General features: G+C 40.3%; 10 protein-coding genes. 9 read left to right on the forward strand and 1 reads right to left on the reverse strand.

Annotated elements, in window-relative coordinates; translation table 11 throughout:
- Positions 1-73: 73 nt before the first annotated feature.
- From H4O18_RS08930 to H4O18_RS08960, 7 genes are all read left to right on the forward strand, one after another.
- Positions 74-919: an alpha/beta hydrolase gene (locus H4O18_RS08930; protein WP_187583652.1), complete on the forward strand. Its 846-nt coding sequence runs from the start codon at positions 74-76 to the stop codon at positions 917-919.
- Between the two features lie 32 nt (positions 920-951).
- Positions 952-2,256, forward strand: a complete 1,305-nt coding sequence (gene tilS / locus H4O18_RS08935) for a tRNA lysidine(34) synthetase TilS (protein WP_187583661.1) — start codon at positions 952-954, stop codon at positions 2,254-2,256.
- Positions 2,256-4,238 (forward strand): protein-disulfide reductase DsbD family protein, encoded by a 1,983-nt coding sequence (locus H4O18_RS08940; RefSeq protein WP_187583663.1) that lies wholly within the window; start codon positions 2,256-2,258, stop codon positions 4,236-4,238. Before tilS ends, H4O18_RS08940 begins: the two co-directional genes overlap by 1 nt.
- 116 nt (positions 4,239-4,354) lie before the next feature.
- Positions 4,355-6,235 carry a CocE/NonD family hydrolase gene (locus H4O18_RS08945; protein WP_187583665.1) on the forward strand — a complete coding sequence of 627 codons (1,881 nt, stop codon included), beginning with the start codon at positions 4,355-4,357 and terminating at the stop codon, positions 6,233-6,235.
- A gap of 99 nt (positions 6,236-6,334) precedes the next feature.
- Positions 6,335-8,734 carry a penicillin acylase family protein gene (locus tag H4O18_RS08950; RefSeq protein ID WP_187583667.1) on the forward strand — a complete coding sequence of 800 codons (2,400 nt, stop codon included), beginning with the start codon at positions 6,335-6,337 and terminating at the stop codon, positions 8,732-8,734.
- 380 nt (positions 8,735-9,114) lie between these two features.
- Positions 9,115-10,650 (forward strand): YifB family Mg chelatase-like AAA ATPase, encoded by a 1,536-nt coding sequence (locus H4O18_RS08955; RefSeq protein ID WP_187583669.1) that lies wholly within the window; start codon positions 9,115-9,117, stop codon positions 10,648-10,650.
- 185 nt (positions 10,651-10,835) lie between these two features.
- Entirely contained in the window at positions 10,836-12,119 is a 1,284-nt protein-coding gene (locus tag H4O18_RS08960; protein WP_187583671.1) for an agmatine deiminase family protein, read from the forward strand.
- A 67-nt stretch (positions 12,120-12,186) separates the two neighbouring features.
- Here H4O18_RS08960 and H4O18_RS08965 read toward each other — a convergent pair whose 3' ends face one another.
- Entirely contained in the window at positions 12,187-13,491 is a 1,305-nt protein-coding gene (locus H4O18_RS08965) for a serine hydrolase domain-containing protein (RefSeq protein ID WP_187583673.1), read from the reverse strand.
- 255 nt (positions 13,492-13,746) lie between these two features.
- Here H4O18_RS08965 and H4O18_RS08970 point away from each other — a divergent pair, with 255 nt between their 5' ends.
- Entirely contained in the window at positions 13,747-14,217 is a 471-nt protein-coding gene (locus H4O18_RS08970) for an OsmC family protein (RefSeq protein ID WP_187583675.1), read from the forward strand.
- Between the two features lie 45 nt (positions 14,218-14,262).
- Complete coding sequence (locus H4O18_RS08975; RefSeq protein ID WP_187583677.1) at positions 14,263-15,090, forward strand: sialate O-acetylesterase; 828 nt, start codon at positions 14,263-14,265, stop codon at positions 15,088-15,090.
- The last annotated feature ends 94 nt before the right edge of the window (positions 15,091-15,184 follow it).

Genomic DNA, 15,184 nt, shown 5'->3' on the forward strand with positions numbered 1-15,184 from the left:
TAATCACCAATTTTCCATCTACCTTAACCTTTAATAAATTTAGGTGTAAGTAATATTTTATATTTTAAGTTCTATGGATATAAAAATGCTTGATATTCAATATAAAACCATCCCTATTTATGCCTGGTATGCCAGACCTAAAATAGAGAAAGGAGCAGTTATCCTGGTCCATGGATTTGGTGAACATTCCAGCCGATACCTGGAAGATGTTGTCCCTAGACTTTTGAAAGAAAATTTGGTCGTCTTTGGTTATGACAATATAGGACATGGAAAATCGGGTGGAAAACGGGGTCATTGCCTCACTTATTACGCATTGATAGAGTTGTTGGATATTGTTTTCGCGAAGGCAAGATTACTAAACCCCAATAAACCCATTTTCCTTTACGGGCATAGTATGGGCGGGAATTTAGTGTTGAACCATGCTTTAAGGATAAAATCGGATTTCACCGGAATTGTAGCTTCCAGCCCTTATCTCAAATTGGCCTTTCAACCTCCCAAGTGGAAAATGACCTTAGGAAAGGCAATGTTGCAAATTTTTCCTTCCATAACCATGTCATCTGGTTTAAATCCCCAGCACATTTCTAGAATAGCCCAGGAGGTAGAAAAATATATTGCGGACCCCTTGGTTCATGATAGAGTGAGCCCAATGTATTCCTTTCCAATAATGGAAGCAGGGGAATGGGCCATAAATAATGGTCATAAGCTAAAGATCCCAACCCTTTTACTACATGGCACAGGAGACAAAATTATAGATTATCGTGGAACCCAAAGCTTTCACGAAAATTCCAACAAAACTGAACTTCAGTTAATTGAGGGCGGCTATCACGAATTACATAAAGATGTTGGCTGCAAAGGTACTTTGGATTTAATTGCTTCATGGTTAACAAACAGGATGAACCACTTCTACGGCCAGATATAGCTGCAATCATTTTTGTTACGTAAATTAGCGCTGTGCTAGAGAATTTTAGGAACCACATAGACCTGTACTTTCCCCATCTAAAAGACGGCAAGTTTCTATTGGCCTGCAGTGGCGGAATAGACAGTGTGGTTCTGGCCCATTTGTGTTTTACTTCTAAAATGGATTTCACAATAGCACATTGCAACTTTAAATTACGTGGTGAGGAAAGTGATAAGGACGAAGAACATGTAAGAATTATGGCAGCGTCCTTCGCCAAGGATATTTTTGTAACTAGTTTTGATACCCATGGCTACATGGCCAGACATAAAACGAACTTGCAAATTGCAGCTAGGGAACTCCGCTATCAATGGTTTTCGGAAATAATGGAAGAAAACAATATAAAGACCTTGGTTACAGCACACCACGCAGATGACAGTTTGGAAACCTTTCTTATCAACTTATCCAGGGGAACCGGTATCGAAGGTCTAACTGGCATACCGTCACACACAAATACCATCTCCAGGCCCTTGTTAAAATTTTCCAGAGCGGAAATTGTAGCCTATGCCGAAGAACACAATTTGAAGTGGAGAGAAGACACCAGTAATGAAAACACAAAATATCTAAGAAATAACATCCGCCATAATATAATTCCTAAACTAAAGGAACTAAACCCCAACTTTTTAAGCAATTTTTTAAAGACTCAGGAATATCTTGGACAGACACAAGAAATATCAGCCACCCATATCGCCCATTTAAGGCGTGAGTTGTTCACTAAAGCCGGCGAGGTAGAAAAGGTAAAAGTAGCCGCACTATTGGCTCTGCATCCTACCAAAGCCTATCTATTTCATTTCTTTAGGGATTTCGGTTTTACACAATGGGCAGACATTTACGATTTACTAGGTGCCAGTAGCGGAAAGGAATTACATTCAAATACACATCGATTGCTGAAAGATCGGGACTTTTTATTACTGAAACCAAAAGAACAAGAGGATACTAAGGTTATTACTATTGTAGAGGGACAAGAGATTTTAGTAGAACCTATTTCCTTGAAATTTAGTACTATGGAATTTATGGGGGAGAGTTCCCCTAAAGCGCTTTACGTAGATAAAGAAAAGTTAAAGTACCCCCTAACTGTCCGTAAATGCGAAAAAGGGGATTATTTTTACCCACTTGGAATGTTAGGTAAGAAAAAGGTATCAAAATATTTCAAGGATGAGAAGATGGATATCTTTGCCAAGGAGAACCAATGGTTGTTGTGTTCTGGGCATGATATTGTTTGGGTCATTGGCAAACGTGCCGATGACCGTTTCAAAATTACAGAAAGTACTAAAGAAATATTAAAGATTATTTTCGAATAATGAAACATATATTAGGATTGTTTTTATTGGTGTTCGGTTTTTTCTTGGGGTTTTCCCAGTCGGATGATAATCCGGCAAGATGGACCTATGAAGCAGAAAAAATATCGGATACCGAATATAATCTGATTATTAAGGCCGATATTTATGAAGGCTGGCATATATATTCACAATTTACAGATGAAAATGGCTCCTTGCCAAGCGAGTTCTCTTTTGAAAAAGTTGGGGAGGACTATGAACTGGTGGGTGGTACAACAGAAAGCGAGACCCAAACCGAATACTCCGATATTTTTGAGGTAGATGAAACTTTCTTTAAGGACGAGGCTATATTTACCCAAAAAATAAAATTGTTAAATCCAGAGGTCACTCAGGTCGATGTTGGTTTGTTCTATCAAATCTGCAAAGAGGTATGTATCCCAAAGGATGAAATATTCCATATCTCCCTGACGGGCGAAGAAGTAATTGTTGCGGACCAGACAGTAGACCAGCGTAGTCTGGACATGAGCAGTGCTTTAATGCTGGACCTAAAGAACAAGGAATTGCTGGTTAACGGGGATGACAATGCCGTAAATGAAAAGTCAGGGCTTTGGACCATATTTGTTTTGGGCTTTTTAGGCGGGTTAATTGCGCTTTTAACGCCTTGCGTTTTTCCGATGATACCTTTAACGGTTTCCTTTTTCACCAAGCAGGGAGGAAATAGATCCAAGGGGATAGCCAATGCTCTTTTGTATGGTTTTTTTATAGTACTTATCTACTTTTTATTGAGTTTGCCCTTCCATCTGTTCGATTCTGTAGATTCACAAATATTGAACACCATTGCGACCAATGTTTGGCTGAACCTATTTTTCTTTCTCATTTTCATATTTTTTGCTTTCTCGTTTTTTGGATATTATGAATTAACCCTTCCAAGTTCATGGGCCAATAAGATGGATTCGGCCTCCACCAAGGTGGGAGGTGCTTTTGGCATCTTTTTTATGGCAGTTACCTTGGCCATAGTGTCCTTCTCTTGTACCGGTCCTATTTTAGGAGGATTATTGGGAAGCACTGCCTTGGCAGACGGAGATGTGGCTACCAACCTTTCCATGGGGATGGTCGGTTTTGGAGTTGCCCTGGCCTTGCCCTTTGGCCTATTTGCATTGTTCCCTACTTGGCTTAATTCCTTGCCAAAATCTGGAGGATGGATGACAACGGTAAAGGTTACCCTTGGGTTCTTGGAACTGGTGTTGGCTTTTAAATTTCTATCCAATGCCGATTTAGTAGGCAATTGGGGATTTTTTAAACGGGAAATTTTCCTAGGGATATGGATATTATTATTCGTATTGCTTTCCCTTTACTTATTCGGAATATTTAGATTTCCTCATGACGGTCCCAAACAACGCTTGTCGATTGGCAGGAAGCTTACCGCAATCCTTAGTACCGCTTTTGCCGTCTATCTGATATTGGGCCTAGCGAAAATTACCGATTTAAAACTGTTGAGCGGTTTTCCACCACCTCATTTCTACAGTGTTTTTGAAACAGAGAGCGATTGTCCCTTGGGAATAGATTGTTTTAAGGATTTTGACAAGGGCCTTGCTTATGCACAAAAAGTAAACAAACCGGTCCTGCTGGATTTTACGGGCTGGGCCTGTGTAAATTGTAGAAAAATGGAGGAAACGGTATGGAGCGAGCCGGATATCTATCCCATACTTAAAGACGAATATGTTTTAATATCGCTGTATATAGATGACAGAAAGGAATTGCCCGAAGAGGAACAATTCCATTTTAAATACGAGTCTGGACGCGTAAAGAAAATAAATACCGTTGGTGAAAAATGGGGTACTTTCCAAACTTTAAATTTCAACGCAGCTTCACAACCTTATTATGTCCTTCTTTCCCCTGATTTGGAAATTTTGAACACTGCCGTCCAATATACAGATCGGGACACCTATAAGGAGTGGTTAAGACAAGGAGTAAGTAATTTCAAGGAACTGGGGCAGCTTAAATAAGACCCACATAAAAGTGTTCTTGGTGATTTAACGCTTAAACCTTGTCACTGACAAGGTTATTAATCGTGAAATGGGCATAAAATTCTACGAATTCAATTAAAACAAATTCAACCTTCATGAGAAAGATTATATTTATTTTATCAGCTATTATCCTGGTATCATGTGGAAGAATAGGAATACAACCTTCCACAAATAAAACCAATACCCGAGTTGTTGATACGTATAATCCCTCCGATTTTTACAACAAAAAAGAAATCACCATTCCTATGCGGGATGGAATAAAATTGCATACCACCATTTATTCACCCAAGGACACTTCCAAGAAGTATCCCATTATTATGTCCAGGACGCCATACAGTTGCAGGCCCTACGGTTCCAATGAATATAAAGCCCTGATATCGCCCAATAGAAAAATGATGAAAGAAGGGAATATCGTGGTCTATCAGGATGTAAGGGGTAGATGGAACAGTGAAGGTGTTTACGACAACATGAGGGCTTATATTCCCAATAAAAAAGAAGGGGAAGTAGATGAGGCATCGGATACCTATGACACCATAGAATGGTTGATCAATAATGTTCAAAACCACAATGGCAATGTAGGTGTTTGGGGAATTTCCTATCCCGGATTTTATTCTACCTATTCTCTGCTAGATGCCCATCCTGCATTAAAGGCGGTTTCACCTCAAGCTCCGATCGGGGATTTCTTTTTCGACGATTTTCATCATAACGGGGCGTATTTACTTAGTTATTGGAGGGCTACAGCGGTATTTGGTTATATGAAAGACCAACCAACCACCGAAGAATGGTATTCTTTCCCGGAATTAGGGACGGAAGACCAATATCAGTTTTTTTTGGATGCCGGCCCACTATCCAATTTGGATAAGTATTATAAGGAAGATAATGTCTTTTGGCAACAATTAAAAGAGCACCCAAATTATGATGACTTTTGGCAAAAGCGAGGAATAATCCAGCATCTGGAAAATATTAAACCAGCAGTGATGACAGTAGGAGGGTGGTTTGATGCCGAAGATCTATACGGACCATTAAACACCTACGGGCATATAGAAAAAAACAGTTCCAATTATAATACAATCGTAATGGGACCTTGGAGCCACGGGGACTGGTCCAAAGAAACAAAACGTCAGGCCATTGGCAATGTTTATTTTGGGGATGATATATCCAAATTCTATCAGGAGAATATTGAAACCAAATTTTTTAATCACTTTCTTAAAGGAGAGGGAGGGACCACTGGTTTACCCGAAGCCTATGTTTTTGATACCGGTGCCAAAGAATGGAAAACATTTGATAGCTGGCCTCCCAAAAACACCACCAAGGAAACCTATTCCCTACAGCGCAACCAAAGACTTGGACAAATTGCAACCAGGGAATATTCATTTCAGGAATTTGTTAGTGACCCTAAAAAACCGGTACCCTATACCGAGGACATAAAAATGGTGTTTACCCCACGTAAGTTCATGACAGATGATCAGCGTTTTGCCGCACGCAGACCCGATGTTTTGGTTTTTGAGACCGAACCTTTGGAAGAACCCCTTACCCTCGCCGGTGATATTTTGGCAAAACTAAGTGTTTCCACCTCAGGTACTGATGCTGATTGGATCGTAAAAGTAATAGACGTATACCCTGCCAATCATGAGAACTATGAAGAAACCCAGTCGTATTTAAAAATGGGAAATTATCATCAAATGGTGCGCAGCGAGACCATGCGAGGCAGATACAGAAACAATTTTTCAAAACCTGAACCTTTTGTGCCAGGGGAGGTGACGCAGGTAAATGTTCAGCTTCAGGATGTTTTCCATACTTTTAAAAAGGGACATAAACTACAGGTACAGGTGCAAAGTACCATGTTTCCTTATATAGATATTAATCCACAGACCTATGTAGATAACATTTTTGAAGCAAAACCTGAGGATTTTCAAAAGCAAACACATCGTGTTTACAACACTTCTTTAATAGAATTTACCCTGTTAAAGCCCTAAGATTCTGAAAGAATAATCTGATAAAAAAAATTAAAGTACCTCTAGGGGTACTTTTTTTATACCCTAAATTAATATACCTTTAATTAGGTAAACACATATATGAAAGTATTTAGAAAGTTACTTTGGATAATCTTGGGAATCGTGGTTGTCCTGGCCCTTAGCAGTGCTGTATATATCTACACACATAGTCCTGAATATACCGGAACCAAGACAATGGATAAGCTGAACAACAAGGTGCAAGTTTATTTTGATACCTATGGTATACCGCATATTTATGCAAACTCTGAAGAAGATGCCATTAGAAGTCTGGGGTATGTACATGCACAGGACAGATTATGGCAAATGGAATTGTTGCGTAGGATCGGCAAAGGTGGACTTTCGGAAATTTTTGGTGAGGACATGCTAAAGACTGATAAATTCTTTTTGTCCTTAGGTATAGATGATGCCTCCTCAAAGACTGTGGAAATGATTTCCAAAAATAGCCCCGTGGTTCGGTTATCACAAGCTTATTTGGATGGAATAAATCAATATATAAAGGAAGGTCCTACACCCATTGAATTTCATCTTACGGGTTTGGAAAAAACACCATTTACACTGAAGGATATCTATAATACCATTGGTTATATGGCTTTTGATTTTGCCATGGCCCATAAGACCGATCCTTTGCTTACCAACATCAAGAACAAATTAGGACCTGACTATTTAACTGATTTGGGGTTAAACACAGATCCCAATTCAACATTGATAAAAAATTATAAACCTACCCTTCGCGATTCTATTAAAAATGAGGTTGCCGGCCTCGTTTCCGAGGTGCTTGAGGATTTTCCTGTCCCGCTATTCGAAGGGAGCAATTCCTGGGTCATAGCCCCTAATAAGACCAAGAATGGCAAAGTTATATTGGCCAACGATCCCCATATTGGTTTTGCACAACCTTCCGTTTGGTATGAAGCACATGTAAATGCCCCTACCTACGAAAAGTATGGCTATCATTTGGCCGGAGTCCCATTTCCCATTTTGGGCCATGATAGGAAGTTGGCATATGGGATTACTATGTTTGAAAACGATGATATAGACTTTTACTATGTGGAAGAAAATGAGGATGACACCAACTCCTATAAAACACCCTCTGGATGGAAAAAATATGAAGTTATTTCCAAAACTATAAAAGTAAAAGGGAAGAAGAATGTCATGTTCACCTATAAAAAATCAGATCACGGTCCAATTCTAAATGGAATTGCCGATCAGGTATCGGATACACGCCCAATAGCCATGTCCTGGATCTATACAAAAGTGGAAAACAAAATCTTGGATGCGCTTTATGGCATGTCGCACGCCCAAAATTTATCAGAATTCCGTGAATCACTTCCCAATGTACACGCGCCGGGTTTAAACTTGATGTATGGCGATGCAATGGGCAATGTAGCATGGTTTGCTACGGCAAAATTATACGAAATGCCGGATAGCACCAATACCAAGTTTATTTTGGAAGGAAGTACAGGAAAAGATGAACCCATACGATATTTGGATTTTTCTGAAAACCCCATGGCCATTAATCCGTCTTGGAATTATGTGTATTCCGCCAACAATCAGCCGGACTCCATAAACGGCAAATTATACCCTGGTTATTATTTGCCCGAGGATAGGGCGAAGCGAATTGTATCTCTTTTAGAGCCTAAAGATGACTGGGACAGGGAGGCCGTACAGGAGATGATGTTGGATGATACCTCTATGGTAAATACCGAAGTGGTTACCAATTTATCCAAAAGCATGGAAGTGGAGCAATTGAACGATAAACAGATCGCTATCCTAGACAAATTAAACTTATGGGACGGCAGTAGTCAATTGCAACAAGTAGAACCCGGTATTTACAATCGCTGGATATATTTTATATTGAAGAATACTTTCGCGGATGAACTGGGAACAGAGATGTTTGGGCAAATGTTGGACACCCACTTCCACAAACGCCTAATAGCACATATGGCCGAAAAGGAAACCTCAGTATGGTGGGACGATGTAACCACCACGGACAGTGTAGAAACAAAAAAAGAAAGGGTAAACCTTTCCTTTAGACAAGCCTACCAGTCTCTGGAAGAGGAATTTGGAAAAAACCCCAACAAATGGACATGGAATAAGCTGCACACCTTGGAACACGGACATCCCATAGGGCAGATCAAAGCCCTTAGGTCTCTCTTTAATGTTGGCCCTTTTCCCGTTTCCGGAACAAGGGAGGTCATCAACAATATGTACTTTAAATATGACGATACAGGTTTTTACCCTGTTACTTCGGGTCCGTCCACAAGGAGGGTGATCGACTTTTCGGATATTGAAAATAGTACCAGTATCCTTCCTACGGGGCAATCAGGGAATCCTTTCAGTGAACATTATGACGATCAGGCCGAAATGTTTAATCAGGGGAAATTTCGAAAAATGATGATGAACAAAGAGGAGATTATAAAAACCCAGAAATCACTACTGATCTTTGAACCGACTAAAAAATAATTATCCCAGAATTGCCATTGTGCATTAGCCAATACTTGGTAGTAAGTCAAGGCAGTCTAGTTAATAGAATTGAGTAGTTAGAAGTATTTGGAGCCAAAAAAAGAATAGGAGCTCCTACAACCGATTTTGTGTGACTTGTCAATCGCCAGTAAATGAGGCTCATTTCGAAGTGACTTACACCTGTCCGTTCAAGTGCATACCGATTACTTTCTGGAGAGAACTAGTTTCTGTCATAAAATTGAAGGTCCAATGTCGAAGGTTAAATTTTTTGACTCATACCAGGTTCCAATGGCATTAAGCACATAATTCCTTAAAATTTAGCACATTGGCTGCACCAAAAATTTATTTTATTTACTTACATTTAGATAAATAATAGGTAAATGCTTACAAAAGTTTATGGTAGTGCGGTTTTTGGAGTGGAAGCAACGACGATCACCGTTGAAGTGAATATCGACAAAGGCATCGGTTACCATCTAGTAGGTTTACCAGACAATGCCATCAAAGAGAGCAATTATCGTATTGCAGCAGCATTGCAAAACAATGGCTACAAAATACCTGGAAAAAAAATAACCATAAATATGGCCCCTGCCGATCTTCGCAAAGAAGGTTCGGCCTACGATCTAACCTTGGCCATTGGTATTTTGGCCGCTTCCAATCAGATAAAATCCGAGTCCATTGAGAAATACATCATCATGGGAGAACTTTCCCTGGATGGCAGTATGCAACCCATAAAGGGAGCCTTGCCCATAGCTATAAAAGCTCGAGAAGAAGGCTTTAAGGGATTTATCTTGCCCAATGACAATGCCCGAGAGGCCGCAATAGTAGATGATTTGGAAGTTTATGGCATTGACAACATTAAACAGGTAATCGATTTTTTTGACAAGGATACGCCCTTGGAGCAAACGATAATAGACACCAAAAAAGAATTTTATAAAACCCTGGATTTCCCTGAATTCGATTTTTCCGACGTCAAAGGCCAGGAAAGCATAAAACGGTGTATGGAAATAGCTGCTGCCGGCGGACATAATATTATCTTGATCGGTCCACCAGGAGCGGGGAAGACCATGTTGGCCAAACGCCTGCCCTCCATTTTGCCGCCCATGACCTTGCATGAGGCCTTGGAAACTACCAAAATTCACAGCGTGGTAGGAAAAATCAAGAATATGGGCCTTATGAACCAAAGACCGTTTCGTAGTCCGCATCATACTATTTCGGATGTCGCCCTTGTCGGCGGCGGGGCTTATCCCCAACCAGGGGAAATATCGCTGAGCCATAATGGAGTTTTATTTTTGGATGAATTGCCAGAGTTTAAAAGGGGTGTACTTGAAGTCATGAGACAACCCTTGGAGGATCGGGAAGTTACCATTTCCAGAGCGCGATTTACCGTAACCTATCCCAGCAGTTTTATGTTGGTAGCAAGTATGAATCCAAGTCCTGGGGGATATTTTAACGACCCTGATGCCCCAGTTACCTCCTCACCGGCAGAGATGCAGCGGTATTTAAGCAAGATTTCCGGGCCCTTATTGGATCGTATCGATATCCATATAGAAGTAACCCCGGTACCTTTTGAAAAACTGTCCGAGGAACGCAAAGGGGAGAGTAGTGTGGAAATTAGAAAGCGCGTTACTGCCGCAAGGGAAATACAGACCCAGCGTTTTGAGGAAATGGAAAACGTTCATTACAATGCACAGATGAATACCAAGCACATACGTAAATATTGTAAGATGGACGACCCTTCCAAAGAACTGTTGAAAAATGCCATGGAGCGATTAAATCTTTCTGCCCGTGCCTACGACAGGATTCTGAAAGTGGCAAGAACAATCGCCGATCTGGAAAATGCCACGGATGTCAGTGGAAATCATATTGGCGAAGCCATTCAATACCGTAGCCTAGACCGTGAAGGCTGGTTGGGGTAGGTCACGAGCCTGCCTCGCCGTCAGGCAGGCTCGTGCCCTAAACATAAAGAACAACTGGGGTGCGCCTGCCTGGCGAGGCAGGATCGTGCCCATAGCACAAAACCATTCCCTTGTAAAGTTTTCAAGGTCCAATAGATTTGTTTATTCATTATATTTAATGGTTATATATCCTTAAATAAGTTTGTATGAGGTCGTTTATAAATAGCTTTGTAATCTCACTCTTGATGCTTTCGTGTTCATCTCCCAAGAAGACCGACAGTTTTTATGTTGTAAATCAACCTGCAGAGTTCGAATCCCAAGAAGCGATTTGGTTAATATGGCCTTCAACGGACCATAAGGAAGGGGAGTCTGTTGAACAAGTTACTCTTGCTATTGTTGAAGCATTGATGGGTAATATAGAAATAGTTATTACTTGTAAGGATAAAGAACTTATGGCCCACGCCCAGGAAACCCTAAAGAAGCATTTTGGAGAACTTACAAAACTTAAACTTCTGCAACTCCCCTCCATTGAGATCTGGGCAAGGGACATGGGACCCATATTTGTAGAGACCAATCACAATACTATGGCCATGGCCGACTTTAATTTTAATTCTTGGGGATATTCCGATACTTTGAACATAGATACCAAAACTGAGGAATTGTATGATGAAAGGGTTGCGAAACATTTTCAACTGCCCGTTATTTCCAGTACCATGATCAGTGAAGGAGGAAATAGGGAAGTAAATGGCAGAGGTACCCTAATTACAACAGAGGCAGTAGAAATGGACAGAAATCCTCACATGACCAAGGAGGAAATGGAGAAGGAATACAAGAGGCTATTGGGGGTTAAAAAAATAATTTGGTTGAAAAAGGGTTTGGTGGAAGACGATCATACCTTCCTAGGCCCGGTAACAACCTTAGATGGCCACACAGCTTACACGGTAGTTACCACAAATGGTCATGTTGACGAATTCGCCCGATTTGTAAATGATTCCACCATCCTTTTCGCAAAAGTGGATAGCGTGGATCTTGGCGATCCCATTGCCTTCGAAAACCACAAACGCATGGAAGAGAATTACCGAATATTGTCCGAAGCCACCGATCAAGATGGTAAGCCGTTTACCATTATTGAAATGCCGTTACCGGGAACTATTTTTTCCAGCATGAGTCCAGGGGACTATGTTTATGATTATATTAAAACACTTGACTATAGGGATGGAAGTACATTCCCTAATGGAGACAATGTAAAAGTCATGGCCGCGCTCAGCTATCTGAATTTTATTATTACCAACAAGGTCGTTATTGGACAGACCAGCTGGCGGGAAGGAATGCCAGATGAATTAAAATTAAAGGACGAAAAGGCTAAGCACATATTGCAATCCGTATTTCCCGATCGCAAGGTAATTATGATCGATGCCCTTGCCGTTAATTTGGGTGGTGGCGGAATTCATTGCATCAGCATGCACCAGCCAACCTTCCCAACCCATTAGATTTATAATTGTAGGGAAGTTAACCAAGTATTATTCCTTTTTTCAAGAACTGGATTTTGAGTTGTTTCTACAGGGGTGAGACAGCACTTTTATTGGTGTGCAAGGCAATTTCAGCAGAATTGTCCTCAAAAATGTCGTTTACTATTTTGTATAGGTCCGGAATTACGTTTTTGGCAATTTTGCTGTTGTTGCTCAATAGCACACAGATACCTAGTTCGGCTTCGGGATAGATGGCAATTTCATTTCTGTAATTGTTGACACTTCCACCGTGATGCCAAATGGTCTTTTCATTATTGGAGCCGTTCTCCAAAAATTTATGGATTCTCCATCCAAAACCGTAGTAAGAGGATGTGTGTCCCGGCCAGCGTTGGTAATACTTACTTTCCCCTTTAATTTCTATAAACGGGGTAAATGTTTCCGCCAAGGCATTTTTGGTCATAAGTTCCGGATTATACCCCAACAAAAATCGCATCCATTTGGCCATATCTACCGCACTGGCGCTAATACCTCCTGCTGCAATTGCGTTGTAATAATTATCTGAAAGTGGTAATGTTCTCCAGCTATTTCGTCTTTTAGTGTGGGGCATAGCCACATTTTCCATATGTGACAGGGATTCATAGTCCATAGTAGTGGAACACATGCCCAAAGGATTGAAAAACGTATTGGTCAAAACCTCACCGATATCCTGTCCGGTTACTTTATGAATCATTTCCCCACAAAGGGCAAACATCGCATTCTGATAACTATACATGGATCCAGGTTCACTTATCGGTTTAACTGCCTTAAAGCGTTTGGCAATATCCTGTAACGGTAGTCCAGCCTCAACAAGATTGGTGTAACTGTGATAGGGAGTACCAGAGGTGTGCGATAAAATATTGGCAAGGGTAATTTTATTGGTGTTATTCGTATCGCCCAATCGAAATTCAGGAATAAAATCGCTTACCTTATCCTCCCAATGTAATTTGCCTTCATCCTTCAATTCTGTGGCCAATACACCTGCAAATCCTTTGGATAACGATCCCAGTCTAAATATGGTCCCTCCATCAACAACTGCATCGGAATTAATTTGTCTTTTGCCATATCCATCAGAAATTACAACGGAATCGTTTTTTACAATACTAACTCCGGCACCTACAATATCACCTTCAGCGATAGCTTTTTCAAAGTAGGCCTTTACAGCGGCACCCAATTCCTCCTGATGTTTTTTATAAAGAAGTGTCCCGTGACTCCCTAATACATCTTTTTGTTTATCTACGGTTGAAATGGCCACTTTGGAATTAGGCTTTTCTTCTGGCTTAAAAGCACTGAATATAAGGGCAAATAGGGCTAAGGTTATAAGTGAAGCTCCTATTAAGACTTTGCTTTTCTTCATTGGGGTGAATTTTAATTTAGAATAAGACGGCTTAAATATAGGATGATATACTTAAATAACGGACAAAATGCACAATTTCTTATTTATATTTTCTTTTTTAACACTAATTTCCAACTTGTTAAGGCTGAACATTCGGATCTCAACTAATCCTTCAATGAGGGTTGGGGCATTTTTAAAAAATATAATCCATAAACAACCGCGGAAATAATTATATATATTGTGGGAGGCTGACATAATCTCAAAACCATTTTAAATATGAAAAATCACCTATATCATACCACGGTTCAATGGACGGGAAATGAGGGAAAAGGAACTTTAAATCCTAGATCCTATAATAGAAACCATAACATCTCGTGTCCAGAAAAATATAATTCAATAAAAGGATCGTCAGATGCTGCTTTCTCTGGGGATGGTAAAAGGTATAATCCAGAGGATCTACTGGTTTCCTCCATCTCTGCCTGTCATATGCTTTGGTATCTTCATTTATGTGCAGTAAATAAAATAGTGGTTACGGAATATATGGATGAGGCTGTTGGACTAATGGAAGAAACAGCTAATGGAAGTGGAAGTTTTAAGGAAGTTACACTAAACCCTATAATCAAAATAACAGAGGCCAAATTGATCGAGAAGGCGACCCAACTCCATTTAGAGGCCAATAAAATGTGTTTTATTGCCAATTCCTGTAATTTCAAAATTAATCATAAACCCACAATTACGGCTGAATAAAAATTTCAACTTACCTTTGGGAGGCTCCGTAAAGACAATACCAATATGACCAATAAAAAATTACTCCTTCCCATTCTGATATTTTCCATGCTATCCTGGTGTTATGGTCAGCACGAAAACAATAGGACCCAATTTTTCCCAAAAGTTGAATTGTCGGTAGAAAACGTTCCCGAAAAGGCAAATCTTTGGGTTTTTATGCTTGCAGGGCAATCCAATATGGCGGGACGTGGATTTGTAGAGCCACAGGACACCGTTCCCAATACAAGGGTATACACCATAAATAAACAAGGTGATATGATATATGCCAAGGAGCCGTTACATTTTTATGAACCATCAATGAGCGGTTTGGACAGTGGTCTTTCATTCGGCAAATCTCTCATCAAGCATATCCCGGACAGTATATCGGTGCTCATAATTCCCACTGCGGTAGGGGGAAGCTCAATTTCACAATGGTTAAACGATTCCATCCATAGGGAAGTTAAACTATTCACCAATTTTAAAGAAAAAGCGGAATTGGGAATGCGTTTTGGGACAGTAAAAGGGATTCTTTGGCATCAGGGTGAAAGTGATGCCAAAACCAAGGAGGCTCCATTATACCAAATCAAATTATCGGAGTTGTTCTATCAATTCAGAAAAATCATTGGGAACCAAGAGGCAACCGTTGTAATAGGACAACTGGGCAGTTATTCGACCAATCCATTGTGGTCGAAGATTAATGACCACATAAAATACTATATTTCCACAGATCCGAATGCAGGGATGATCAATACCCAGGACCTAAAAGAAAAAGGAGATAAGGTTCACTTTAATTCTGAAGCGCAAAGGATAATGGGCGAAAGATATGCCCTAGAATTTATGAAAATTCAAAATTAGGCCATTATTCGTAAACAACATCCTTCCTTGCTATGCCATAAGAGGAGAGCAAGCGGCCATCTTATGATAGATGACCATAATCTTAGCAAAGGCA

Source organism: Arenibacter arenosicollis (genome assembly GCF_014397245.1).
GTDB classification, from domain to species: Bacteria; Bacteroidota; Bacteroidia; order Flavobacteriales; family Flavobacteriaceae; genus Arenibacter; species Arenibacter arenosicollis.